Source organism: Aliinostoc maniaoense, assembly GCF_058172895.1.
Window position 1 is genome coordinate 4,861,141 of sequence record NZ_CP187952.1, and the last position, 24,702, is coordinate 4,885,842.

Genomic DNA, 24,702 nt, shown 5'->3' on the forward strand with positions numbered 1-24,702 from the left:
AGTCAACCTCAACTTATACCGAATTTTCACCTACGAATTACTTGGACTCGAATTGTACGTGTAGCACAACGCCAATCATCCCTAGAAATCTTTTCACAACCAGCTCTTCGCATAGCATCATCAGGCACACCAGGAGCAGAATAACGCCAACGTCCTTCCAGGGTAGGGCCAGACCTAGCACGTAGCTCTATATACTCTACCCGATTGTCTCGGCGTGAATTATCTCTCCATTCATCTCTATCTCTCACTCGCACACGGATTCTCGGTGCATTACAACGCCAATCATCCCTAGAAATACGTTGACAACCCGCTCGGTACATAGCATCATCAGGTACGTTAGGAGCATAATAACGCCAAAATCCTCCTGAACTTCGTCCAGACCTAGGACGTAATTCTATATACCGATCTCTACCTCTTCTATCTCTATTACGATCCCAATCATCTCGATCTCGTCTGTCGTCATCCCGATTTGTATCTCGTCGGTTTCTACAAATATTTGCCGCCTCCCGTGTAGAAACACCATAGTCTCTCAACTCTTGAATACATTCTCCTAACGAGTCTCTAGCAAAGGCTGCTGGCTGTGGCATGAATAGATCGATAGTAGCGATCGCACTACCAATTGATGCCACAGTGAAAACAGATGTCGTCACAATATTCTTCAGTTTTAGTTGCATAATTTTTTACTCCTCACCATATTTGACTATGGTGGATATTTTTTTGTTTCTATCATCTACTGTTTGACTGTATTTGCACCTAATCCAATCGATATCTCAGAGGTTGATGTTGTTGCCGTTTTTAACAAGTTTTAATACTTATGTCCGTATATTTCAGGCGATCGCTTTGATTCTTACCAGGAAAATAAAAGTTATTTTTTATACAAAAAATAAACAAGCTGTTTCCAGCCAAGAAAATATAAAGTATATGTAGTATATGTAGTGTATATTAGGCGTAAGCCGTAACGCACCTAAAGCTTTTGGGTCTGTGTCTTATCACTAATAACCTGAACTGAACCTGATGGCGCGATCGCTTAGTAACTTTAATCAAAAAATAAAATAAATTTAAACAATAGGGTAGAAACTATAAATACATTTACTAAAACTTAATCAAAACATACTCACATATCAAATTTAGCCAGCAAAGAAATTATATGCGTTTACCCATTATTATTACCGCCGGATTGCTGCTCTGTGTAGGTTTAAATTTACCAGTCATGTCTCAATCTACTACTGTAGAACTAGCACAGGTGACATTTGGTAATAACCGTAAATTAGAATTAAGACAATTAAAATTTAATGAGAGATTATGGAACAAACAAAATTTTTCTAACTATCGTTATACCTTAAGTAATAGTTGTTTTTGTATACCTGATGCTAGAGGCCCAGTAGTAATCGAAGTTCGTAATCGACAAACTGTTTCTGTAACTTCTGTGGAGACTGGCCAAGCAGTTGATCCGCAATTTTTCCAAAGATACAATACCATCCCTAAACTGTTTAACGTCATTGAAGATGCTATTAAACGCCAAGCATTCAGATTAGATGTACAATATAATCATAGATATGGTTATCCTACTCAAATTAACATAGATTACAATGCTCAAATAGCCGATGAAGAGATATTTCTGACAATTGAGAACTTTCAGGTAATTCAATAATTAGTATTTAACCATAAAAATATCAATCATTATTGATTTTCATATCTCCCACTTAAATTTTTGAAGAAGTGGGAGATACTTCTATTAAAAACATAATTAATAGCATTACAACTGACGCAACTAACATATTTTCTATGTAGGGTGTGTGAGGCTGCGATAGTATTTGAACGTAGTAATAAGACTGATAGCGTCACGCACCAACCAACGATTCTGACACTTGCATAAGTCCTGACTAGTTTGAATTGACACCTACCCCCCTAAAAGCCTTTCCCCTAAACCCCTAAACCCCTAAACCCCCACACCCCCACACCCCTACACCCCTACACCCCTACACCCCTACACCCTTTTTCAAAATAGTACGGTCATTCCCCAAAATTCCATCAACATCTCCCTTGGGTAAATTTGCTAGAGTTAACACACCGGGATTTTTTCAGTCAAATATTCTGATAACGCCAGCAGACGAGGCTATTCATGCTTACAAGTACCCTCCTTCTCTCTAATCAACTCCCCAACCTCCAATACTCTTCCACAGCAGAACGATTCGATGAAACTTGGGAAGCACCTCTAGCTACCCTTCTCGGTTTAGGACGTGCTGCTGGTGCAGACTTTATCGAAGTCTTTTTAGAACGCCGCAACTATATTTCTAGTTTGGCAGAAGACGACACAATTACCAGCATTTCACCCAGTTTATCTACAGGTGCAGGAGTTAGAATATTTCGTGGTAAAGCCGACTGCTACGTCAGTACCAATGACCTATCATTTTCTGGCTTAAAAGCAGCCTTAGAAAAAGGTCTTTCCATCTTAGGCCTACAACTACCAGCCCCCAACGCTTTTATCCCAGAAATTAACCTCGAATTACTGCGAGACTACGCCACAAAACGCGGTAAGGATGGGTGGCTACCTCTATGCAGTTCTATCCGCGAAATGGGAGAAGTTCTCCTTGATGGTACTGCCTACCTCAATCGCAAAGCCAACCATGTCCAGTCTCGCCGCGCCAGCTACTTCCGTGATTGGCAAGAAGTATTAGTTGCAGCCAGCGATGGCACTTTTGCCCGTGATATCCGCCTGACTCAGTCTGTAGGTTTTAACCTGCTGTGTGCTGACGGTGCTAACCGCGCCTCCATCGGTGAACGTGCTGGTAATACCAGTGATGCCAACTTCCTGAGAACTTGGGACTATCAACAAGCAGCCGAGCAAATCGCCGAATCTGCCGGTAAAATGCTCTACGCCGACTATGTAGAATCAGGAAATTACCCCATCATCATGGCCAATCACTTTGGTGGTGTAATTTTCCATGAAGCCTGCGGACACCTATTAGAAACTACCCAAATTGAACGCAACACCTCACCCTTTGCTGATAAAAAAGGCGAAAAAATTGCCCATGAAAGTCTCACAGCTTGGGATGAAGGACGAGCAGACAATGCTTTCGGCACAATTGACATGGATGACGAAGGTATGCCTGCCCAAAGAACACTATTAATTGAAAAAGGTGTTCTCAAGAACTTCCTAGCCGATAGAACCGGTTCTTCGCGGACTGGACACCCCAGAACCGGTAGCGGCCGCCGCCAAAATTACACCTTCGCTGCTGCCAGCCGGATGCGTAATACTTATATCGCTACTGGTGATTACACAGTAGAAGATGTATTTGCCTCCGTCGATAAAGGCATTTACTGTAAAAAAATGGGCGGTGGTAGCGTCGGTGCAACTGGTCAATTTAACTTTAGTGTCGATGAAGCCTATCTCATTGAAAATGGCAAAATTACCAAGCCACTCAAGGGTGCTACCCTCATCGGTGAAGCCAAGGAAATTATGAACAAAATTTCTATGTGTTCCCAAGATTTAGAACTTGCACCAGGTTTTTGTGGTTCTGTCAGTGGCAGTATCTACACAACCGTAGGACAACCCCACATCAAAGTAGATTCTATTACCGTCGGTGGACGCTAAACAATTTTAGATTTTCAATTTGTTCGTAGTCAGGACTTTAGTCCTCATTAATTGTGATGACTGAAGTCCTCTTTGTGAAATCTCCCGCGAAAACTAAAAACTGCTCTCAATTTCAATATTGAATTATTATGCCGAAGATCAGTGAAATAGCAAATTACGCCAAGGATAATGCCCAAAAACTTGGCATCAAAAAATTTGACATTTACGGCTCAACTGTAGATGAAACCAGTGTCCAAGTTGACCAAGGTGAACCAAAACAAGTCAAAGCCTCAAATCGCTCTGGTGTTACTGTGCGTGTTTGGAATGAAGACAATACAATTGGTGTCACTAGTACCACTGATGTAGATCCTCAAGGCTTAGAATTAGCTTTAAAAACCGCTTACGAAGCTAGTTTTTTTGGTGTGAAAGAACACGTCCCAGATTTTAGCCCAGAAGCTACCGCACCACTGGCTAAAACACTTGATGACAAAGCACCCCAAGCCCCTGTATCGGAACTGATCGAAAAACTATTACTAGCTGAAAAAGAATTACTAGCCGCTCATACAGCCATTATCGGAGTACCTTATAATGGTTTGGCACAAAGAGATATTGATCGGTTTTATCTCAATAGTGATGGTGCTTTGAGACAAGATTCTGTGTCTTTCTCTTCTGTTTATCTATATAGTAAAACCGAGCAAGAAGGTAAAAAACCCCGCAGCGCAGGAGCTTATCGAGTCAACCGCAGTTTAGCCGATTTAGATATTGATGGTTGTATCCAAGAAACTGCTGAAAAAACCATCAGTCATTTGAACTACGAAAAAGTTAAAACTGGTAAATATCAAGTAGTTTTTTCACCAGAGGCTTTTTTAAGTCTTTTAGGTGCATTTTCTAATTTGTTTAATGCCCAAAGTATTCTAGATAAACAAAGCTTATCTACTCCTGAAGACTTAGGTAAACAAATTGCTTCACCTTTAATTTGTGTCTATGATGATGCCTTGCACCCAGCTAATATAGGTGCAGAAACTTTTGATGGTGAAGGTACTCCAACCAGGCAAGTAAAATTAATAGAAAATGGCATTTTAACTAGTTTTCTACATAGTGCTGGCACTGCCAAAAGGTTAAATGCTCAACCAACAGGTAATGCTAGTATTGGTGCAAAAGTGAGTGTTGGCCCCAACTTTTATCATGTGTTTGCTGGCGCAAGTTCTGAACAAGAATTGAGTTTAGAAACGGCTGAAAACGTGATTTTAGTTGATGATTTACACGCTCTCCACGCTGGTGTAAAATCATTACAAGGTTCATTTTCTTTGCCCTTTGATGGTTGGTTAATTAACAAAGGTGAGAAAACCAGCATTGAATCAGCAACCGTTGCAGGTGATTTCTTGCAATTGTTGAAATCAATTATTCACGTAGAAAAAGAAGTGGAGTTAACACCCGGTGGTGTTGCTCCGAGAATTTGGGTTGATGGACTCTCCATTACTGGCGAATGAAACTAATTCGTAATTCGTAATTCGTAATTCGTAATTGGGCATTGGGCATTGGGCATTGGGCATTGGGCATTGGGGTAAATATTTCTACCTTGTCTCCCTTGTCTCCCTTGTCTCCCTTGTCTCCCTTGTCTCCCCCTGCCCCCTGCCCCCTGCCCCCTGCCCCCTGCTCCCTGCTCCCTGCCCCCTGCTCCCTGCCCTACCAACTAAGACTGCTGTGCAAGTTTCTCCTTTACCCAAGCACGAAAAGCACGAGTAGTAGAAACTTCCCCATTTTGTTTAGCTGCTAATATAAATTGGGGAATTTCCCGCACCGGCACAGGTGCAAAAGTTATACTCATTGGAACTTCTGAATATTGTCCGTCTGTAAGTTGATAAATTCTTAATGTAGTGCCGTTATAACGCCAAAACTCAGGAACTCCCATCGCTGCATATAGCTTTAATTTGTCTATTGCAGAACGGGAATATTCCACTTCTAGCACCAAATCAGGCGGTGGGTCAGTGGCTAAGTCAATATTTTCTTTATTTCTGACTAAGGCTTCATTTTGAATATAGTAGCTACTATCTGGCTCTGCTCCCCGTTCTAAATCATCCCGCGTTAAAGTCAAAGAACCAGAACGTTTAATTTCTAAACCAAATTCTTCACATAGGGCAAACACAAAACCTTCTATTAAACGGTTAGAGTTTTCGTGTGGCATGAGTGGGGACATAATTTCTACTATTCCATTGTCGTAAGCCAGTCGGGAACTGCGCTCTGTACCCATCTCCAGGAGCATAGTTTTAAAAGTTTGCCAGCTGATGTTGTGGAGTAAACTTCTAGTTTCTGCTGGGTGTGTTATCGCCACCATAGTTGATTTCTCCCCAGGATATTGGCTGATATTTCTAATCGGTTCAACATTTTAAACAAAAACCCGCGTTATAGCGAGGATCTTATGTGTTTAACTAAGTAGAACGGTGTAAATAATTAAAGGTTTGTAGTAAGGACTTTAGTCCTTACTACGAACTAAATGCAATTTTTTTACATTACTTTATATAGTTTGGTTTTTTCAAGTCGTTCTACTTACTTATCCACCGAGGAAAGTTTTCCCTTTACCCAAGCACGAAAAGCACGAGTAGTAGAAACTTCGCCATTTTGTTTAGCTGCTAATATAAATTGGGGAATTTCCCGCACCGGCACAGGTGCAAAAGTTATACTCATTGGAACTTCTGAATATTGTCCGTCTGTAAGTTGATAAATTCTTAATGTAGTGCCGTTATAACGCCAAAACTCAGGAACTCCCATCGCTGCATATAGCTTCAATTTGTCTATTGCAGAACGTGAATATTCTACTTCTAGCACTAAATCAGGCGGTGGGTCAGTGGCTAAGTCAATATTTTCTTTATTTCTGACTAAGGCTTCATTTTGAATATAGTAGCTACTATCTGGCTCTGCTCCCCGTTCTAAATCATCCCGCGTTAAAGTCAAAGAACCAGAACGTTTAATTTCTAAACCAAATTCTTCACACAGAACACCGACAAATACCTCTATGAGACGGTTAGAGTTTTCGTGTGGCATGAGTGGGGACATAATTTCTACTATTCCATTGTCGTAAGCCAGTCGGGAACTGCGCTCTGTACCCATCTCCAGGAGCATAGTTTTAAAAGTTTGCCAGCTGATGTTGTGAAGTAAACTTCTAGTTTCTGCTGGGTGTGTTATCGCCACCATAGTTGATTTCTCCCCAGGATATTGGCTGATACCAAGAGTTTGCCATATTTTGCAATAGTTGGTTTGCTTGCGATCGCCAACTGATAATATAAGCTGTTGGACATTTAATTTGCACATTGCAGGGGGCAGGGGTTTACAGCTAATGATTCGACAAGTCTTTTCTCACCTCTCCCCCAACCCCTCTCCGACACGGAGAGGGGAGTAAAAAGGATGATATATCAAGGAAAAATCAAGGTTTTAAAGCCTCTCTCCTTGCAGGGGTGGAACTCACGTTAAATTAGAACAACCTTCTATGCAATAAATAGTAGGGGCGGGTTAACAAACATCAAGAAAGATTAACTCTTTCCCTGGGTGAACCCGCCCCTACAAATATCTAGGTATTCACAAGATTTTAATTCATAAACGTGAATTACGAATTACGAATTATCGTTTAGGTGTACCCAAACCGCGACGCTCAAGCATTTGCCGCACCTGTGGGCTAGGTGTGTAGTTATAGCCGTAAGTAGAGTTTTGCGAATCATCCATAATTTGAGGTGTAAGTAATACAATTACCTCATTTCGTTGATTGGATCTATTAGTTGTTCTAAACAGTGAACCAATCAGTGGCAGGTCGCCCAAGATAGGAATCTTAGATACACTTACTCGATCTTGGTCTTGAATAATACCTGATAATATCAACGTCTGACCATCTCGCAATCGAATCAAACCAGAACTTAGAAAGCGTTTAGAAACCAAAAATATTTGTTGGCTGCTACCATTGCCTAAATTAATTTGTGCTGGAGCTTGAGGAGATGCAACCGTTGGAGCTACCGATAAAGATACAAAACCATTGTCATCAATACGCTCAACTTTGACTGCTAACCTTAACCCAACATCAGTTTTTTCAGCTGTAACTGTTTGTGTAGAAGTGCCATCACCACGAGTTGTTTCACTCTTAATGTTTCCAACTACTTCTTGCGTTAGATTGACAGTGGCCTCTTGACCTTCTTGAACAATTAATGTAGGGTCAGTCAAAATCTTAGCATTACCACTTGTGACTTGTGCCTGCAAACTAGCAAGCAAGCGTTTAGGGAATTGGAATAAAGTCGGTAAAGATGTAGTTGCTGTACCTAGAGTCCCTTGTGTAATAGTTGTTGTTCCATCAGCATTTCTGGTAATAATATTATCTGTTGCTGGAGTAATATCAGAAAAACCTGGCTGTAAAGGGTCGCCACTAGGTGCAACAGGTTTGTAGAAGTCAGCAGCCCCTGGATTTGCAACTCTAGTAATGTTACCGTTTGGGTCTACAACTACAGTACCTGGGCTAGTTCCAGGAATAGATACGGTACTATTAGGATCTAAGAAAGGTTGTCCAGTAACAGGATTTGTAATGACTGGTGTACTAGTCACACTGTTTCTTGCTTCAGCACTCGTAGCAGGTCTACCTCCACCAAAGTTAAAAGCAGCCGCACCGTTATCATTGACAAAGAAGTTATTGCCTATTCCAAAAGAAAAACTAGTATTAGCGTTCTGAGTGTTTAATAAATTAACATCAATAATTTTGACATTAACTGCTACTTGACGACGACGTATATCAAGAGAGGTAAGTTGAGATATTGCGATATCAACTAACTTGGAATTGCCAATCAAAGTTAGTGAATTGGTTCGCTCATCTCCTAATGCTTGTAAGCCTCTAAGTAAAGGGGTTGAGTCCTTAAAATCAGCACGTTGAGTTTGAACAGTAGTTTCTCTAGACGAGGTTGATTCGGTTTGTTGTGACCCTGCTTTTAGGTCGCCAGTATTTTTTGTTACAGTAACTAATCGCTCCTGAATGACAGCACTTTCTGCTCCCAAACCAACTAAATAGTTAAGAGCTACTCCGACATTTACTTGATTAAGTCTTACAGTTCGCATGACAGTATCACGCGTTGAATTAGGTAGTTTCGGCCCAACAAAAATCGTCCTATTACTCCGATTAGCTTCCAAACCACTCAGGCGCAAGACATAGTTAAACACATCTTGCACCGGCTCGTTTTCTACATCCAGAGAAATAGTTTGTTGAACTGTTTGCCCCTCTTTTTTATCACCATCTATATAAGCCAAGTTGAGATTAGCCGCACGAGCCAGCAGTGATAAAACCTCCCGTACTGGTGCATCCCGCAAGACGAGACGAGGTACACGCTCCTGAGTACCTAAATCTATAGTGCTAGGAGACGCATCAGTTGCAGAAATCGCAATATCCCCAACAGGTGGGGCGACGGCTCTGGGTAAAAGAGGCGGTGCTTGGCTCACAGGTTGACCGATACCAGCAGGTTTTGCTGGTCTACCATCAATGGTGATTTCTGGGTTGGGTACAAGCACATTGGGGACTGCACCCGGTTGAGCAACCATAGCCCCAGGGGGTTGTGTAGCCGCAGGTGGAGTTGTAGGTGTTGATGGTTGGGGGGTAATTGGTGCTGATGCTGTTGTTCCGGTTGATGGAGTATAGCCGAGGGTAATTGCATCTGATTTTCTTACCACAGGTTGACTACCAGGCGCATCATTATCACCAGTGACTATCACCCGGATACTATTAGCATCAAGTTGCACAACTTCAACAGAAGCAATTCCTGGAGCGGGTTTTTCTTGGCGGAAATTATTACCTTGTTTTAAACGTAATTGGGTATTAATAATATCGGAAACTAAAGCCTTACCCCGCTTCGTTGTAAAAACTTGTGGACGCGAGCCGCTAGAAGTTTTTAAAGTTACACTAATTCCACCATTAACGGAGTCTAACTTGACTTCATTAACTTGTGTAATTTGTGCTGATACTGGTTGTGCTGCCAAAAAAGATAATGCAGCCGCACCCAAAATAAAATTATTACCATGAACCTGTTTCACAGTTCATTCCTCACATAACAAAATATCTGCAAAATTGAAAAAGGTAATAGGAAAGAGTCAAAGTAATTACGAATTACGAATTGCGAATTACGAATTACGAATTACGAATCACTTCTTACTCGCTGCTTGAGCTGCCGCCGCTACATCTTCTGGACTCAGGGGTATTAATGCTTGTAGTTGAAAAGATGTGGTAATTGGTGCAGGCCCTACCCTCCGTAGAGGTTTCCCGGATTTATCTGTAGATTGTATGTTTGCTAATGATGATTGATAGTCTTTAACTATTAGTAATGGTTGTAAACGTTCTATATTCCGAATAATAGATTGGGTTTGTTCATAAGTACCAATAATCTCAACATTGACGCTAGTGCGTTTGAGCTTACCGTCAACGGCTGCTCCTAGAGAACCATCAGTAACGATTTCTGGTTTATCTGTCGCTGGTACAAATTTTTGCAGTTTGGCTCTGACTGCATTGGCAGGTGTGGCAGAACTACTAGAGTCTACTAAACGGTTGATATCCAAAAGTAGGGTATTTAAGGTTTTTTCGTCAGAGAATAAAGCTAAAACCTGTTGTTTTTGCTGTTTTGCTTGGGCTAATTCTTCTTTAACTTTACCAATCTGTTTGATTGTGGCCTGTTTCTGCTGGATTTGTCCTTGGAGTTCGTTGCTTTTGCCTTGTTTTTGTTGATAGGTGTCCCAAGCTGGCATGACCATATTGAGTAACATATACATAGCTCCTGCCAGGCCTACAACCCCTACTACAATCCCAATGATTTTGGGTGTAAAGGTGATGCCAAAAGCAACGGGATAATTGGGTGCTGAATCTACGTTGGCGGCGTGTTCGGCAAAATTTAAATCTTCACTCAGCGTCATCGTGTAATGACTCCTGTTTTTTGCATGGTACGAATCCGGGTTACTAGTCCCACTGTGCCTTTTTGCTCTAATTCCCGAATTAATTCAGAGGCTGGAACATCACTGAGACTGGATTGAATTGTATATTTAACTACTTGGGGTGGTTTAATTGTTACACCACTACGAGATGTTGTTTGTACTGGTGCATCTACTAAAGTAGCTGTAACAATTCGGCTGTCAGAAGATTTTAAGAACCGGGACTGTTGCAAACTGAGTAAAAAGTCGTTCACATTGTCAAAGGAGCGGGCTAAACCAGTGATTTCTATACCACCGGCGGGGTTTGCGGGTTTTCCTCCTGCGGCGGTGCTGGGTGGAATTTGTTTGACATTTTCAATCTGGACTGTTGGGGGAATGCGATCGCGCAAATCTTCTAACATGGCTGACCAAGGCCGAATTTGGTCAAATACGGTGACTAGACTTTGGGTTTCGGCTTTGACGGTCTTTGTCTGTTCCTTAATTTTGTTGATATTACCGATTTCTGTGTCTAATTTTTGACTTTCTGCTTCTAATTGAGCGATCGCCTGCTCTAACTCACCAGTTTTGGCTTGCAAAAACCACAATCCCCCTCCTACCAACAATGGCAACCCTACTCCCAATGTCACCCCTATATACACTGGTGTGAAGTTCCCAGTTGGTAGTTTAATGCCTGACTTTTTATCCAGTTTCGGTTGGTAAGCTGGACGGTCTTTGAGAAAGTTAATATCTAAACTGTACATTTTTATACCTCTCGCATTCCTAAACCAAGGATTATTCCCAAGCCAGAACGCTGTGTTACCGGGTACTTGTCTTCATCAACTTGCAAAGCTAAAGACCCAATGGGATCTATTTGGGTAGTAGGTATACTTAACCTTTGTGTAAAAAATTCATCTAGCGGTTGTAGCCCACCTCCAGGGCCAGCTAACAAAATCTGCGCTATTTCGATGTTTTCACTTTGATTGAGGTAAAAATCTATAGAACGGCGTAGCTCATCTGCCAGTTCTCCTAAGATTCGCAACACCCCGGCCATACCTGGGTTAGCTTCCGTGACCCCAGTTTTATCACCGTCTACGGGCATGATGGTCAGTGTCATCTCATACAACAGTTCCATATCCCGTGATGTCGGGAGACTCATAGCTCTAGCCAAGGCCATTTGCATTTGGTATGTACCAAGGGGTACAGTCCGGGAAAATTGGGGTATGCCATTGACAATAATGGCTATTTCCGTACTATCAAACTCAATGTCAACTAAGACGGCAGCTTCTTGGGGACTTAATTCTCGTAAATGGCGATCGCGGATTGTCCGAATTAATGCAAAACTGTTAATCTCTAGAACATTAATTTGTAAACCCGCCTGCTCAAAAGTACTAATATATGTATCTGTCACCTCCTTACGAGTAGCAACTAACAACACCTGTACTTTCTCAATGCCGTCCTCATCTACAAAGTACCCAAGTTTTTGATAATCTACATCAGCTTCCTCACGGGGATAGGGTAAATACAACCCGGCCTCATGGTTTAACACCATCTCCCGGAGTTCCCGATCATCCAACTCTGCCGGTACAGGTATAATCCGTACAATCGAATCACGTCCTGGTACACCAGTTGCCACGCGAGAAGTCTTAATCTTACTTTCAGCCAACGCCTGCTGAATCAATTGCGCCATCGCTGGAGGATCTGTGATTTGACCATCACTAACAATTCCTTCGGGAACTGGTACTGATGTAAAAGAGTCGATTTTCAAACCTTGGCGTTGCTTTCGTAGTTGAACTACATTCACTCTTTCTGGTGCTATTTCAACACCCACCCCTCTGGGAGATTTACCAAACAGATTACTAAAACTTTTCACCACAGTAATGCTCGCCAAACTGCAAAATTCAAAATTTACACCACACTTAAGTAGTCTTAGTCAATGGTCAACGGTTATTATTCGTTTACCCTATGGACTTTTGACGTTTAACTTTTGACCTCCGCCAACCGGTTCGTTTTAGCCTATAATCTCGACAATTCTGCATAAGCTTTTAACCCTGATCAAGCGTAAAAATACTGGTAAAATGATTCGATTACGAAGATTTAAAAAATTGGTCGCTTTAGTAATGTTAGGATTACTGACCAGTTGGTTTGTTAGTTGTAGCAGTGGAACAATTAGTCCCAATACTCAACAAGCTACTTCTGGAACAGCCAATATTGAGTTTTGGACAATGCAACTCCAACCTCAATTTACAAACTACTTCCAAAGCTTAATTAATAATTTTGAGACACAAAATCCCAATATTAAGGTCAAATGGGTTGATGTGCCTTGGGCAGCTATGGAGAACAAAATCTTAACAGCTGTCTCCGCAAAAACGCCACCTGATGTTGTTAATCTCAATCCTGATTTTGCTTCTCAATTAGCAGGTCGAAATGCTTGGTTAGATTTGGATACAAAAGTACCCACAGAAGCACGTTCTGCCTATCTACCCAATATTTGGAAAGCTAGCACACTCAATGGCAAAAGTTTTGGTGTTCCCTGGTATCTCACCACGAGGTTAACCATTTATAACACCGATTTATTACAACAGGCAGGTATCAGTAAACCACCCAGCACTTACGCAGAATTAGCACAAGCAGCCCAACAAATTAAAGATAAAACAGGTAAATACGCCTTTTTTGTGACTTTTGTCCCCCAGGATTCCGCAGAAGTGCTGCAATCATTAGTACAGATGGGAGTTACCCTAGTAGATGCTGAAGGCAAAGCCGCTTTTAACACCCCTGAAGGTAAAGCAGCATTTCAATATTGGGTAGATTTATATAAAAAAGGGTTATTACCCAAAGAAGCATTAACCCAAGGACATCGCCACGCCATTGATTTATACCAGTCTGGCGAGACAGCATTCTTAGCTTCAGGGCCAGAATTTCTCAAAACGATTGCTAACAATGCGCCGAAAATTGCCCAAGCTTCAGCAATTGCGCCTCAGTTGACTGGTGATACAGGCAAGAAAAATGTTGCCGTGATGAATATTGTGATTCCCCGTGATACCAAACAACCAGATGCGGCAGTTAAATTTGCTTTATTCCTCACTAATGATGAAAATCAATTAACCTTTGCCAAAGCTGCTAACGTTTTACCATCTACCAGCAAAGCACTAGCTGATAGTTACTTTAAAGATATTTCAGCGAATGCTTCCACAGTAGAAAAAGCCAGAGTTGTCAGCGCACAGCAACTGCAACAAGCAGAAATATTAACTCCCGCCTTGAAGGATATTAAAAAGTTGCAAAAAGCAATTTATGAGAACCTACAAGCAGCAATGTTAGGAGAAAAAACCATAGATAAAGCTGTAGAAGATGCAGCGCAAGGATGGAATAATCGTTAGGGAATGAGGGGGCAGGAGAGCAGGGGAGCAGGGGGGCAGGGGGCAGGCTTGCCCTGAGCGCAGTCGAAGGGGGCAGGGAGCAGGGGGCAGGGGGAGACAAGGTAGACAAGGTAGAAATATTTACCTCCATACCCGATGCCCAATGCCCAATGCCCAATTACGAATTACGAATTACGAATTACGAATTACGAATTACGAATTATTTTGTCGAATAGGAATTTGAATAATAAATTTTGCTCCTGCTCCTGGTGTGGAAAGGCATTCCAATTTACCTCTATGCAGTTCAATAATAATTCGGTAGCTAATAGATAAACCTAAGCCTGTGCCTTTACCAATTTCTTTGGTTGTAAAGAAGGGATCAAATAGCTTTGCTTGTATTGCTTCTTCAATTCCTATACCATTGTCAGCGATAGTTATTTCTACCCAATTATCAGCGACAACTTGAGTGGAAATCTCGATTTTAGGAACTAAAATATCTGGATTTGTCTGGTGTTTTTGCTTGATAACTTGTTCTTCTAACGCATCAATTCCATTAGCCAGGATATTCATAAATACTTGATTAAGTTGTCCAGCATAACATTCTACTAATGGTAAATTTCCATATTTACGAATAATTTGAATACCATATAAATTATCAGGGGATGGTTTGAGACGATTATTTAAAATTACTAATGTGCTGTCAATACCATCATGAATGTTGACTGCTTTAAATTCAGCTTCGTCTAAGCGAGAAAATGTCCTTAGTGATTTGACAATCTCACAGATACGTTCTGCGCCAGTTGTCATAGATTGGAAAAGCTTTTCTGCATCGTCTTTGAGAAAATCAATTTCAATTTCTCGGATTTTTTTTTGAATTGCAGTTACTGGTTCTGGGTAATACTGCTGATATAGTTCTACTAAACTGAGCAAGTCTTGAAAATAATCATTGGCATAATTCAAATTACCGTAAATAAAACTGACTGGGTTATTAATTTCATGAGCAATTCCAGCAACTAAAACTCCGAGAGCAGACATTTTCTCAGATTCCACTAATTTGATTTGTAGAGCTTTGAGATTACCGAGAGTAGTTTCTAGTTCTTGGGAGCGATTTTCTAGAGCAGTTTGTGATTGTTCTAACTCTCTAATCACATTTTTCAGAACTGCTTCTCTCAACTCACTAGCATTTTCTAGTTGTTCTCTATCAGCTTCAGAACGCTCTAGTTTTCTTTTGAGAATCCGCACAGTTTTTTCTAATTCCTTTAGTCTGCTCTCGTAGTCTATATCTTCCATAACCCTTTATTTTGTACCAAGCAACAAGGTAACAAAGGTTTCTTGATGATAGTAAGTTGAACCATGTGCTTCTAGGGGTGAAAATTCACCATAGGTATAGAATCCACAAATGGGTATTTCTTGAGCAAGTTTGGTTTTGACTAGTTGATATTCTTCTTTAGCTTTTGTACCTAATAGCCAACGACGGCAGCAACAGGAAAATAGTAAGATAGCATCTGGTTCTGTGCCAGGATAACGTTCTAAGGCAGTATGAAGTGAATTTTGAACAGCATGAAGAATTTCATCACGGTTGAAGTCTGTCATCTGAACTATGGCTTGTTCTGGTACATCACCTAAGAAATTGATACTACCAGTTTGAGGATCACAAGTGTTGGGGACTCGCATATAATAGCGATCGCTATCTCCTTGGTACACTGCTAAAGGATTTTCTGCTGTTGGTTGGCGATCGCCTAAATATCGCTGATAAAATTCTAATGCTGATACACCATCAATTTCGTAGAGAATTGTTCCCTCGGACTTGGTAACAATACTCTTGCGTCCAATTGGTTGCCAACCGCAAGCAGTACCATAGGAAAAGAGGATATCTCCAGAAAAAATCAAAATAGGTAAGCTATCCGTCAAAACTTCATTACGGAAAAATTGATAAGTAGTTTGAAACCTAAATTGATCTCCAGCCGCACCACCTAAAATTGGTATCTGCGAGCCTAAAGCTAATTTCAAACCTTCCAGAATTAACCCACCATTAGTAGTTGAACCATCTGCTAAATAGCTAGCGGGTAAAGCTATACATAATCTAGCTGCTGTTTTGCAGTTATCAGTTGCTTGATGTACAGCTTGGTGAGTCGCAGTTAAGGGGTTTTCTTTAACTCCATAACCTACACCCGCACGAATTTCTACAGTATCTGAGCAAAATAGCATCAGTGTGACAGAGTCTTGCTGAAACCCTAAAATTGATGAAATTTCACCATCTGTTGTACAACCAATTAACTCCAATCCTGGAAATGTTTCGGCAATTTCTTTTAATATCAAAGCGTGATCAAAATCAATGGCAGCAAATAAAATACCTGCTTTGGGTGGAAGACCTGATAAATCATTTACATCACTAATACATTGCTCTAAAACTTCTTCAATTGCTCCTTGACTATCAGGATCATCACTATGTCCAAGAATAACTTTTAGCATGATTTCTCCTTGTAAATTTGAACATATTTAATTTTGCCATTAAGTCAAACTTAAGAGTTTAATATTAAATTAATTACATCTAAATTTTTGATGAATTAAAATAGAAAATATTAAATTATCCTCAAGTTTATATTAATGAATTTAGCAATGACTGCAAACATGAAATTATTTAAATTTTTGACAACCGAAAATCAAAAATCATATCAATTTTACTGATGATTTCTGTTATAAAATTTGCCAACTTAATCACTAGATAAAAATTATCTATTCGTGTTAGCCTATACTAATTTTGCTGTTACAGCTTCTTAATCGTGGCGTAGCTGTCGAAATGAACAATAAAGTAAATAGGGTATCTGTACAGATTGACTCTGTAATTGAGTAGCCGACAAAGGCAGCAGTTTTATTAACTAACATACTTATGCGCCAAACCTAACTTTAGCATTTCTACTAAGCTCAGGTTTCCCAAAAATCGGGAAATATAAACAGTTTTGATACAAATTTTTAATGAAGTTGTGCTGTGATTGGCAATAGCGTCCAGAAAAAACAGCCAAATCTCAGGCGTTCCTTCCTCTATACACCATGTAAGCAAGGGTTTATGTAGGGGAGGCAAACAGCAGTGTGGATTTTCCTCCTGCTTTATAACTCATAACTCATAACTCATAACTCATTACTCATTACTCATTACTCATTACTCATTACTCATTACTCATAACTCATTACTTATGATGTTCGTCACTTACTTCAAAATTACTGTATGATATATAGTACGATTGATTCCGACTATATCATTTATGATAAGTGTGATATTTTTTCTAAAAAATGTCCTATTAAATAAAGAGAACCACATAAAACCACTAAATTATCGGTTGTAGAAATAGCTGCGTTTAGTGATGAAATTAAATCTGAATCAGTTTGGCAAAGTTGTAATTCTGGACAAATATCATCAGCTAGTTTCGCTAATTCTCTGGGATTAGCAGAGTTATAATCTGGTACAGATACTAAATATAATTGGTCATGGGGTTTTAATAAAACTTTAAAAATATCAGCGTGATCTTTAGTAGATAGCATTCCCATCACCCAAGTGATATTTTTATAATTGAGGCTATCTACATAATCGCGTAATACTTTTGCTGCGGCTGGATTATGTGCGCCGTCAATTAGTAATTTGTAATTATTCCAGTTCAGCCATTGCATTCGGCCTGGCCATTTAGTTTTAGCCATACCGTTGATAATTGCTTCCTCAGAAATTTGCCAATCTTTTTGTTGCAAAATTTCTAAAGTAGCTAAAGCTAAAGCAGAGTTAGTTAATTGAATTTGTCCCTGCAAAGGTAAAGGATATTGAATTAAATTACAATTGTGAATTGACTGATACTTTGCCAATTCTGGAGTTATTTGTTGGGCTGGTTGTGGTGTAATTAATGGAGATTGTAATTCTTGAGCCAGCGATCGCACAACTGCTTCAGCATCCGGTGGTAATGTTCCGACAACAACCGGGCAACCAGGCTTGAGAATACCTGCCTTTTCTCTAGCAATTTCCGCCACAGTAGAACCCAGTTGTTGCCAATGTTCCCGACTAATTGAAGTAATTACCGTCACCAGTGGATGAGATATCACATTGGTAGCATCCAAGCGTCCCCCCAACCCCACTTCTACTACTGCAATATCAACTTGCTGCTGGGCAAAATACAACCAAGCTGCCGCAGTCACGACTTCAAATAAAGTTGGGTACTCATTATCTAACTTTGCAGCAGCCGTTACTTGTAGTAATAATTCGTAAAATTCCTTAGTAGAAATTTGCTGTTCATTCAGACAGATGCGTTCTGTCCAATTTAGCAGATGGGGAGAAGTATAACGTCCTGTACGATAACCTGCTTGAGTCAGAACCGAGGACAAATAAGCACAGACAGAACCTTTCCCATTTGTCCCAGCTACATGAATTACACTAACTTGGTGATGAGGGTTGCCCAGATGAGCTAACAGTCTGTTAATACGAGAAAGTCCCAGGTTAACGCCAAAATGTTGAAATGGTTGCAGTAGAGAATCTATATTCACGATGAGGATATTGACTGAAAATACTTTGGCATTATTAACCAAGAAGATGAAGTATAATTACTAGTCTTCTGTTGCATCTGTGAGCAAACTATTAGGATCAATCCCTTGAGATTGTAAGTAGGCTATTAAGCGTTCTTTTTGCAGGCGTTCTTGTTCAGCCCGTTGTTTTTCCTGTTCAGCCCGTTGTTTTTCCTGTTCAGCCCGTTCCTGGGCTTGTTCAGCCCGTTGGCGTTCTTGTTCCACAATTTCTACAGCCCAAGGTAACAAATTACCCGATTCATCCCACCATCGCAACCAATAACCAGTTCTCGCTTCTTTCGTCCCGCGCCAAGTTCCTAAATATAATCCTATATTTGCTATCCAATGGCGACCATTTTCATCTGGTTGCTTTAACTCATAGCGTCCATTTTCTAGTTGATGAAACTCCAATAATCCACCATCTGGATCAAAAATGATGTAGATGGGAACTTGTAAAATTTGTTCGTAGAAAAACCACTTCCCCGGCGGGTAGGTGCGCTTTGATGAATATTCTTCTCCTTCTGTCTGGGATAAAAATTCCATGACTATCGCTGGAATTTCTCCTTCTAAGTGAGGAGTATAGCTGGTGCGATCGCCCACAATTTCATTTACACGGGGAATATATACCCAATCTGGTGCTTTAGCAATAAATTGCCCATTGACTGTGGCACAAATCGCAAAATTCGAGGCGATTAACATTTGCTCTTGGATGAACCCGCTAACTTCTAAGCTTTCACGCAAAGCACCAGCCAAAATTGGCTGACCTGTATTTTCCACCGGTTCATCCCCTAGCTTAAAATCATCGGGCAATGGTTGCCAACAAATATCTAGTGTGGTGATTTGGGCTACCATAAGCGAGGTTTTGGCATTTTCTTAAATTGTATCACTGAATTGGTACAGCTAATCCAGGATTAAGTAGCCATCATGAACTACGTACACCAGAACACATGAAAAAGTCTTTCCCTTACACCCCTACACCCCTACACCCCTACACCCCTTTTTTAAGTCAGAACAATTAATACCAGTCCCCAAAATCAACAAAACCGACTGTTTCCGTGAAGATAACAGTCGGTTCAATTGCTGATCTTAAAGTGAAGTTTAGGCTTCTCTGTTCAAAAAGTTTTGAACTTGTCTTAAAGCCGCAGCACCAATGTTAAAAACTGCCCAACCACCAGCAACAGCGATGGGAGCTAAAACGATCGCTACACGAAAATCAATACCATCCATTTTTAGTACCCCTCTATCAAGTGGAAATTAAAGTTTTGTCAACTACTCTCATTTTTATTTTTAGCTGAAGTGGCAAATTTTGCTAGAGGATTTTGTAAAGAAAGATTAAATAGTTATTAGGGCGTGGGGCAGGGGGCAGGGGGCAGGGGGCAGGGAGACAAGGTAGACAAGGTAGACAAGGGAGCAGGGGGAGTAAAACTCTTCAATTTTGAATTTTGAATTTTGAATTTTGAATTGATTAGCCCATTGCCCAAATTTTTAAACAAATCCAACATCTGTGCCTTTGCCAGCATGGACTAAAGCTAACTTTTTGTAACGTTCGGCGTGTTCTATGAGTTCTGTGGCTTGTTCAGTTGTAACTGGACGTAAAACTTTGCCAGGAATGCCCACAACTAGAGATAAGGGAGGTATATTCTTGGTTACTACTGCACCAGCACCAATGATGCTACCTGCTCCTACTCTGACTCCATCTAACACTACTGCGCCAATGCCAATTAAACACCCGCGCTCAATGTGGGCAGAATGTACTACAGCACGATGTCCTACTGTCACATGATCTTCTAAAATTGTGGGCAACCCAGGATCACCGTGTAAAATTGCCCCGTCTTGAATATTTGTGCATTCACCAATGTCAATGCGCTCTACATCTGCCCTCACCACTGCTCCATACCAAATGCTGACTCCATCTGCTATGTTGACTGAACCAATAACCACAGCGTTGGATGCAATGAAGGCAGCTTGAGAAAAATCAGGAGAAGGCCAGTAAGAAGTGATAGACACGATAGAATAGGAGTATGGTACCCAGGAACACTGGAGAAACTCCATCCTGAGAGTCTGGTTGCAAAACCAGAATATCACAGTGTGAATCCTCCCGATGGAGGAAAGCAAAAGTGAAAATTGTTCTTGTTCTACAGACTTCTGTGCAGCAATGAACAACTATCTCGGATCGGTAAACCCGAAGTGTAAAATCCAACCCTCTGGTGCTGGTGAAGACGAAACTATGTTTGTACGCACTTCATGATGAATCCAGGTTTGCAGTACCCTATATTTGGCGCGGACATACAGTGTCCCCATTGTCGCCAAACAATTCCGGCACTGACACTAACTGATACCTATTTATGCCCCCGTCATGGCGCGTTTGAGGCTAACCCCAAAACTGGAGAGTTAGTTCATCTACAGTCTGGGCGACATTGGCGGCGGTGGAATAACGAATGGTATAGACAACACACTCATCCTGATGGCATTCGGTTTGAAATCCATGAAGCCTTAGATAAGTTATATACTCAAGGCTATCGAGCAACACGAGTGATCATCGCCAGACGTTATCAGGAGTTGATGAGTGGTTATTTAGAACGCAGTACTCCTTGGCGTTCTGGACAGCAGGAAACCTCATCTGCAAGACTATATGGTTTACCTGTAGAATTTAGTCCTGATCCAGCTGAAGATCCTTGCTGGGAAGTGATTAATTTCGATTTAGACAAAGAACCGGGTGTTCCCGTGCGCTACCCTTATTTCCGGTTGTTTGAGTAAATTTGAGGGTGTAGGGGTGTAGGGGTGTAGGGGTGTAGGGGTGTAGGGGAGGCAAGGGAGACAAGGGAGATTTTACCCCGATGCCCGATGCTTCATGCCCGATGCTTCATGCCCCATGCCCCATGCCCCATGCCCCATGCCCTTAACCCCAATATTTCTGAATTTTGAATTGAAATGCACCACGCTTCTATCCGCACTGCGAATATTCATCAAGCGATCGCCTTTTATGAAATACTAGGATTTACAGTCTGTGAACGCTTCACTACAGGCTACACCCTAGCGTGCTGGATGGAAGGACTAGGGGGCAGAATTGAACTGATTCAAATTCCCCAACCAAAACCAGCCCCGGATGCGTTTGGTGATGAACATTATGTGGGATACTATCACCTGTCCTTTGATTTAACGACAATTACCCCAGATTTACCGGGATGGTTAAGAAATTTACAACAGCGCATAGCACTGATAGCAGAATTACCACCATTAAAAATTTTATTAGAACCAACACAGCAACAAATAGGCGATCGCATTCTCGAAGTAGCCTTTATCGCTGATACAGACGGACTACCCTTAGAATTTATCCGATTTTTAACTAAACTTGATTAGTTTGTTGGATTTCTTTTGTCTTTTTATATACATTATTCATATTGCTGAGGTAGCATATTCTCAGAAGAATTAAACTACTGTCGGCAGTAAAAACACATAAATTAATTTTCATACATCTACCAAAATAAATGTCTATATTGTCTGCGTGCTATAAATACCGTTCCTATTTTTTGCTGTTGGGTATTTCATTAGTTGCGGTATTATTCCTGAGCAATGCACCTGCTAAAAGTCAAAATCTAACTACCTCTAGTCAAGTCAATCACCAAGTAACATTAGTGACCAAAAATCCCCAAGATTTAAAATTAACAGCAAATGTTCATAAAACAGTCTTAGACAATGGTTTAACCGTCTTCATCAAAGAAGTACACACAGCACCAGTTGTCAGCGTGCAGGTGTGGTATAAATTCGGTTCACGCCACGAAGCCGCAGGAGTTAATGGCATTGCCCATCAACTAGAACATATGATGTTTAAAGGTACAAACAACCGTCCAACTCAATTTGGTTGGTTATTTAGTGCTTTAGGTAGTGACTCCAACGCTTTTACGAGTTATGACCAAACAGCTTATTACGGAACTGTAGAACGGGACAAGCTCAAAGCATTACTAGTTCTAGAAGCAGATAGAATGCAAAACGCGCTCTTGGATGGCGAACACCTAGCCAAAGAGAAGCGGGTAGTCATTTCCGAATTACAAGGGTATGAAAATAGCCCAGAATATCGCCTCAATCGTGCTATCCTACGCTCAGTATTTCCTAATTATGGTTACGGTTTACCCGTAGGTGGTACTAAGGCAGATGTAGAAAAGTTCCAAGTTGAACAAGTAAAGCAGTATTATCGTCAGTTTTATCATCCTGACAATGCAGTCTTAGTAATTGTCGGTGATTGCCAAACCGAAAAAACCCTAGCCACAGTCAAAGAAATCTTCGGTAATATTCCCAAGGCTCAACAGTCAACAGTTAACAGTCAACAGTTAACAGTTAACCGTTCAAAGTCACCAATCTTTTTACGAGAACCAGGATCAGCCGCATTATTACAAGCTATATATCCACTACCACAGGCAAACCACCAAGATATGCCAGCTTTAGAGGTGGCTGACTACATCTTGACAGAAGGGAGAAATTCTCGACTATATCAAGCATTAGTAGAATCAGGTTTAGCAAATGATGTTTCAGGTTCGGTGGTAAGCTTAGAAAAAGCTGGTTGGTATGAGTTGTTAGTTACATCAGATCCTGAGCAAAATGTCAACAAAATTGACTCAGTCTTGAATAATGCGATCGCCAAACTAACTCAAAATGGCATCACAGCCGCAGAATTAGCTAGAGCCAAAAGACAGTTAGAAGCTGCGATAATTTTGAGTAACCGTAGTATCACTGATCAGGCAATGCAGTTAGGCAACGATCAGACAACTACGGGTGATTATCACTTTACCGACTACTATTTAGCCGCCATTCATCAAGTCACCACCGCAGATGTTGTAGATGTATTAAACAAATATCTCTCAAAATCTGCCCGCACAGTCGGTATTTTTGAGCCAATTGTCAATCAAGTCAAGGAAATTGGAGTCAAACACTCACCGCCACAGTCTAGAGAAAATTTATCTGTTAATTCACCTGCTTCCACCTTTGAGATGATGCAGTATTTACCAAAAATAGATACCGAGCAAAGTGAGTCTCAAACAACTCATCTCAAACTACCAGAGCAGTTTATCTTAGCTAACGGCCTACAAGTACTATTGTTAAGCGATCGCTCTACCCCTACCATTACCTTGAGTGGTCATATCAAAGCTGGTACAGAATTTGATCCTGGGGAAAAAGCTGGATTATCCTCCCTAGTAGCAGATAGCTTGATGAGTGGCACTAAAACCAAAAACGCCACCACCTTAGCCAAAGCCTTAGAAGATAGAGGCGCAACCTTAGACTTTTCCGCCTACCGCAATGGTGTGCAAATTGAAGGTAATAGTCTTGCACAAGACTTACCTGTGTTAATCAAAACTTTAGCAGATGCTGTTCAAAATAGTACATTTCCGCAAAAAGAGTTGGAATTAAATCGCCAACAAGCTTTAACAGACCTCAAGGTCGAATTAGATGATCCAGCCGAAGTTGCTAAAAGAATATTTTTACAATCCATTTATCCGAAAAAACACCCACTACACGAGTTTCCCACCCAGTCAAGTTTGCGGCGGATTAAAAGAAACGACGTTGTGAATTTCCAGCGTCAATACTATCGTCCAGATACAATGGTGTTGGCAGTAGTGGGAGATTTTGACCAAGATAAAGTGCGATCGCTCATACAAAAAGAGTTTGGCAATTGGCGCGCCAGTGGTCAACCACCCAGCATACAATATCCCCAAGTATCAAACCCCACTAATCTTGTCCGGGTAAACCCCATCGTCCCCGGTAAAGCCCAAGCAATTACTTACATGGGTTATACAGGTATTACACGGCAAGACCCCAGATTTTACAAAGCTTTGGTATTAAACCAAATTGTAGGAGGCGATACCCTATCTAGCCGCCTCGGTTCAGAAGTGCGCGATCGCCTTGGCTTAACCTATGGGATTTATAGCCACTTCCAAGCCGAAAAAGACTTTGGGATATTTTGGATTGAAATGCAAACTAGTCCAGAAGATGCCAATCAAGCGATCGCTAGCACACGCCAACTACTCCAACAAATCCATCAGCAAGGTGTCACAGCCACAGAAGTAGAAATGGCTAAACGTACCCTGATTGGAAGTTATAATGTTTCCCTATCAGATCCAGAAGAGTTAACTAGTAACATCTTGATGAATCAGGTGTATGGCTTAGACAAAACTGAACTACAGAAATATACCCAAAAAATTCAGCAAGTTAGCCTCAGTGAAGTTAATCAAGCCGCCCGTGAATTACTCCACCCTGATAACCTAGTTGTAGTTACGGCCGGGCCTGCTATGTTGGCTCACCAAACTGTTAGATAATAATTCGTAA

Annotated in this window: 22 protein-coding genes; 8 read left to right on the forward strand and 14 right to left on the reverse strand. The window is 41.0% G+C overall.

What is annotated here, in order from left to right; translation table 11 throughout:
* Nucleotides 1-26: 26 nt before the first annotated feature.
* Complete coding sequence (locus tag ACPZ3T_RS21080; protein ID WP_490271410.1) at nt 27-674, reverse strand: hypothetical protein; 648 nt, start codon at nt 672-674, stop codon at nt 27-29.
* A 473-nt stretch (nt 675-1,147) separates the two neighbouring features.
* On the opposite strand from ACPZ3T_RS21080, the gene ACPZ3T_RS21085 reads away from it, so the two are divergent.
* The 3 genes from ACPZ3T_RS21085 (at nt 1,148) to ACPZ3T_RS21095 (ending at nt 5,064) form a co-directional block, all read left to right on the forward strand.
* The gene (locus ACPZ3T_RS21085; RefSeq protein WP_490271411.1) at nt 1,148-1,651 is read left to right on the forward strand and encodes a DUF6174 domain-containing protein; all 504 of its coding nucleotides are present in this window, start codon (nt 1,148-1,150) and stop codon (nt 1,649-1,651) included.
* A gap of 471 nt (nt 1,652-2,122) precedes the next feature.
* Nucleotides 2,123-3,595, forward strand: a complete 1,473-nt coding sequence (locus ACPZ3T_RS21090; RefSeq protein WP_490271412.1) for a TldD/PmbA family protein — start codon at nt 2,123-2,125, stop codon at nt 3,593-3,595.
* 128 nt (nt 3,596-3,723) lie between these two features.
* Complete coding sequence (locus ACPZ3T_RS21095; RefSeq protein ID WP_490271413.1) at nt 3,724-5,064, forward strand: TldD/PmbA family protein; 1,341 nt, start codon at nt 3,724-3,726, stop codon at nt 5,062-5,064.
* Between the two features lie 2 nt (nt 5,065-5,066).
* On the opposite strand, the gene ACPZ3T_RS21100 is transcribed toward ACPZ3T_RS21095, so the two are convergent.
* The 7 genes from ACPZ3T_RS21100 to pilM all read right to left on the reverse strand — a co-directional run bounded on the left by ACPZ3T_RS21100 (nt 5,067) and on the right by pilM (nt 12,362).
* The gene (locus tag ACPZ3T_RS21100; protein WP_490271414.1) at nt 5,067-5,267 is read right to left on the reverse strand and encodes a hypothetical protein; all 201 of its coding nucleotides are present in this window, start codon (nt 5,265-5,267) and stop codon (nt 5,067-5,069) included.
* Nucleotides 5,268-5,909, reverse strand: a complete 642-nt coding sequence (locus ACPZ3T_RS21105; protein WP_490271415.1) for a Uma2 family endonuclease — start codon at nt 5,907-5,909, stop codon at nt 5,268-5,270. It lies immediately after the preceding gene.
* A 212-nt stretch (nt 5,910-6,121) separates the two neighbouring features.
* Nucleotides 6,122-6,766 carry a Uma2 family endonuclease gene (locus ACPZ3T_RS21110; protein ID WP_490271416.1) on the reverse strand — a complete coding sequence of 215 codons (645 nt, stop codon included), beginning with the start codon at nt 6,764-6,766 and terminating at the stop codon, nt 6,122-6,124.
* 423 nt (nt 6,767-7,189) lie between these two features.
* Nucleotides 7,190-9,625, reverse strand: coding sequence for an AMIN domain-containing protein (locus tag ACPZ3T_RS21115; protein WP_490271417.1), 2,436 nt, complete (start codon nt 9,623-9,625; stop codon nt 7,190-7,192).
* Between the two features lie 108 nt (nt 9,626-9,733).
* A complete protein-coding gene (locus ACPZ3T_RS21120) occupies nt 9,734-10,495 on the reverse strand; it encodes a pilus assembly protein PilO (RefSeq protein ID WP_490271418.1) in 762 nt (253 codons plus the stop codon).
* Nucleotides 10,492-11,250 carry a PilN domain-containing protein gene (locus ACPZ3T_RS21125; RefSeq protein ID WP_490271419.1) on the reverse strand — a complete coding sequence of 253 codons (759 nt, stop codon included), beginning with the start codon at nt 11,248-11,250 and terminating at the stop codon, nt 10,492-10,494. The genes ACPZ3T_RS21120 and ACPZ3T_RS21125 overlap by 4 nt, the downstream gene beginning before the upstream one ends.
* A 2-nt stretch (nt 11,251-11,252) precedes the next feature.
* Nucleotides 11,253-12,362: a type IV pilus assembly protein PilM gene (pilM, locus tag ACPZ3T_RS21130; RefSeq protein WP_490277306.1), complete on the reverse strand. Its 1,110-nt coding sequence runs from the start codon at nt 12,360-12,362 to the stop codon at nt 11,253-11,255.
* A 202-nt stretch (nt 12,363-12,564) separates the two neighbouring features.
* On the opposite strand from pilM, the gene ACPZ3T_RS21135 reads away from it, so the two are divergent.
* Nucleotides 12,565-13,863 carry an ABC transporter substrate-binding protein gene (locus ACPZ3T_RS21135; protein ID WP_490271420.1) on the forward strand — a complete coding sequence of 433 codons (1,299 nt, stop codon included), beginning with the start codon at nt 12,565-12,567 and terminating at the stop codon, nt 13,861-13,863.
* 192 nt (nt 13,864-14,055) lie between these two features.
* Here ACPZ3T_RS21135 and ACPZ3T_RS21140 read toward each other — a convergent pair whose 3' ends face one another.
* The 6 genes from ACPZ3T_RS21140 to ACPZ3T_RS21165 form a co-directional block, all read right to left on the reverse strand.
* Nucleotides 14,056-15,132 carry a sensor histidine kinase gene (locus ACPZ3T_RS21140; RefSeq protein WP_490271421.1) on the reverse strand — a complete coding sequence of 359 codons (1,077 nt, stop codon included), beginning with the start codon at nt 15,130-15,132 and terminating at the stop codon, nt 14,056-14,058.
* Nucleotides 15,133-15,138: 6 nt separating this feature from the next.
* On the reverse strand, nt 15,139-16,314 hold the full coding sequence (locus ACPZ3T_RS21145; RefSeq protein WP_490271422.1) for an FIST signal transduction protein: 1,176 nt from the start codon (nt 16,312-16,314) through the stop codon (nt 15,139-15,141).
* A 789-nt stretch (nt 16,315-17,103) separates the two neighbouring features.
* Complete coding sequence (locus tag ACPZ3T_RS21150; protein ID WP_490271423.1) at nt 17,104-18,366, reverse strand: bifunctional folylpolyglutamate synthase/dihydrofolate synthase; 1,263 nt, start codon at nt 18,364-18,366, stop codon at nt 17,104-17,106.
* A 60-nt stretch (nt 18,367-18,426) separates the two neighbouring features.
* The gene (locus tag ACPZ3T_RS21155) at nt 18,427-19,236 is read right to left on the reverse strand and encodes a Uma2 family endonuclease (RefSeq protein WP_490271424.1); all 810 of its coding nucleotides are present in this window, start codon (nt 19,234-19,236) and stop codon (nt 18,427-18,429) included.
* Nucleotides 19,237-19,482: 246 nt separating this feature from the next.
* Nucleotides 19,483-19,611, reverse strand: a complete 129-nt coding sequence (locus tag ACPZ3T_RS21160; RefSeq protein WP_490271425.1) for a photosystem II protein Y — start codon at nt 19,609-19,611, stop codon at nt 19,483-19,485.
* Between the two features lie 258 nt (nt 19,612-19,869).
* Nucleotides 19,870-20,391 (reverse strand): gamma carbonic anhydrase family protein, encoded by a 522-nt coding sequence (locus ACPZ3T_RS21165; RefSeq protein ID WP_490271426.1) that lies wholly within the window; start codon nt 20,389-20,391, stop codon nt 19,870-19,872.
* A 240-nt stretch (nt 20,392-20,631) separates the two neighbouring features.
* On the opposite strand from ACPZ3T_RS21165, the gene ACPZ3T_RS21170 reads away from it, so the two are divergent.
* The 4 genes from ACPZ3T_RS21170 (at nt 20,632) to ACPZ3T_RS21185 (ending at nt 24,692) form a co-directional block, all read left to right on the forward strand.
* The gene (locus ACPZ3T_RS21170; protein ID WP_490277307.1) at nt 20,632-21,141 is read left to right on the forward strand and encodes a TIGR02652 family protein; all 510 of its coding nucleotides are present in this window, start codon (nt 20,632-20,634) and stop codon (nt 21,139-21,141) included.
* A 94-nt stretch (nt 21,142-21,235) separates the two neighbouring features.
* Nucleotides 21,236-21,379 carry a hypothetical protein gene (locus tag ACPZ3T_RS21175; protein WP_490271427.1) on the forward strand — a complete coding sequence of 48 codons (144 nt, stop codon included), beginning with the start codon at nt 21,236-21,238 and terminating at the stop codon, nt 21,377-21,379.
* Entirely contained in the window at nt 21,316-21,744 is a 429-nt protein-coding gene (locus tag ACPZ3T_RS21180) for a VOC family protein (protein ID WP_490271428.1), read from the forward strand. Before ACPZ3T_RS21175 ends, ACPZ3T_RS21180 begins: the two co-directional genes overlap by 64 nt.
* 128 nt (nt 21,745-21,872) lie before the next feature.
* Nucleotides 21,873-24,692 carry a M16 family metallopeptidase gene (locus tag ACPZ3T_RS21185; protein ID WP_490271429.1) on the forward strand — a complete coding sequence of 940 codons (2,820 nt, stop codon included), beginning with the start codon at nt 21,873-21,875 and terminating at the stop codon, nt 24,690-24,692.
* Nucleotides 24,693-24,702: the final 10 nt, after the last annotated feature.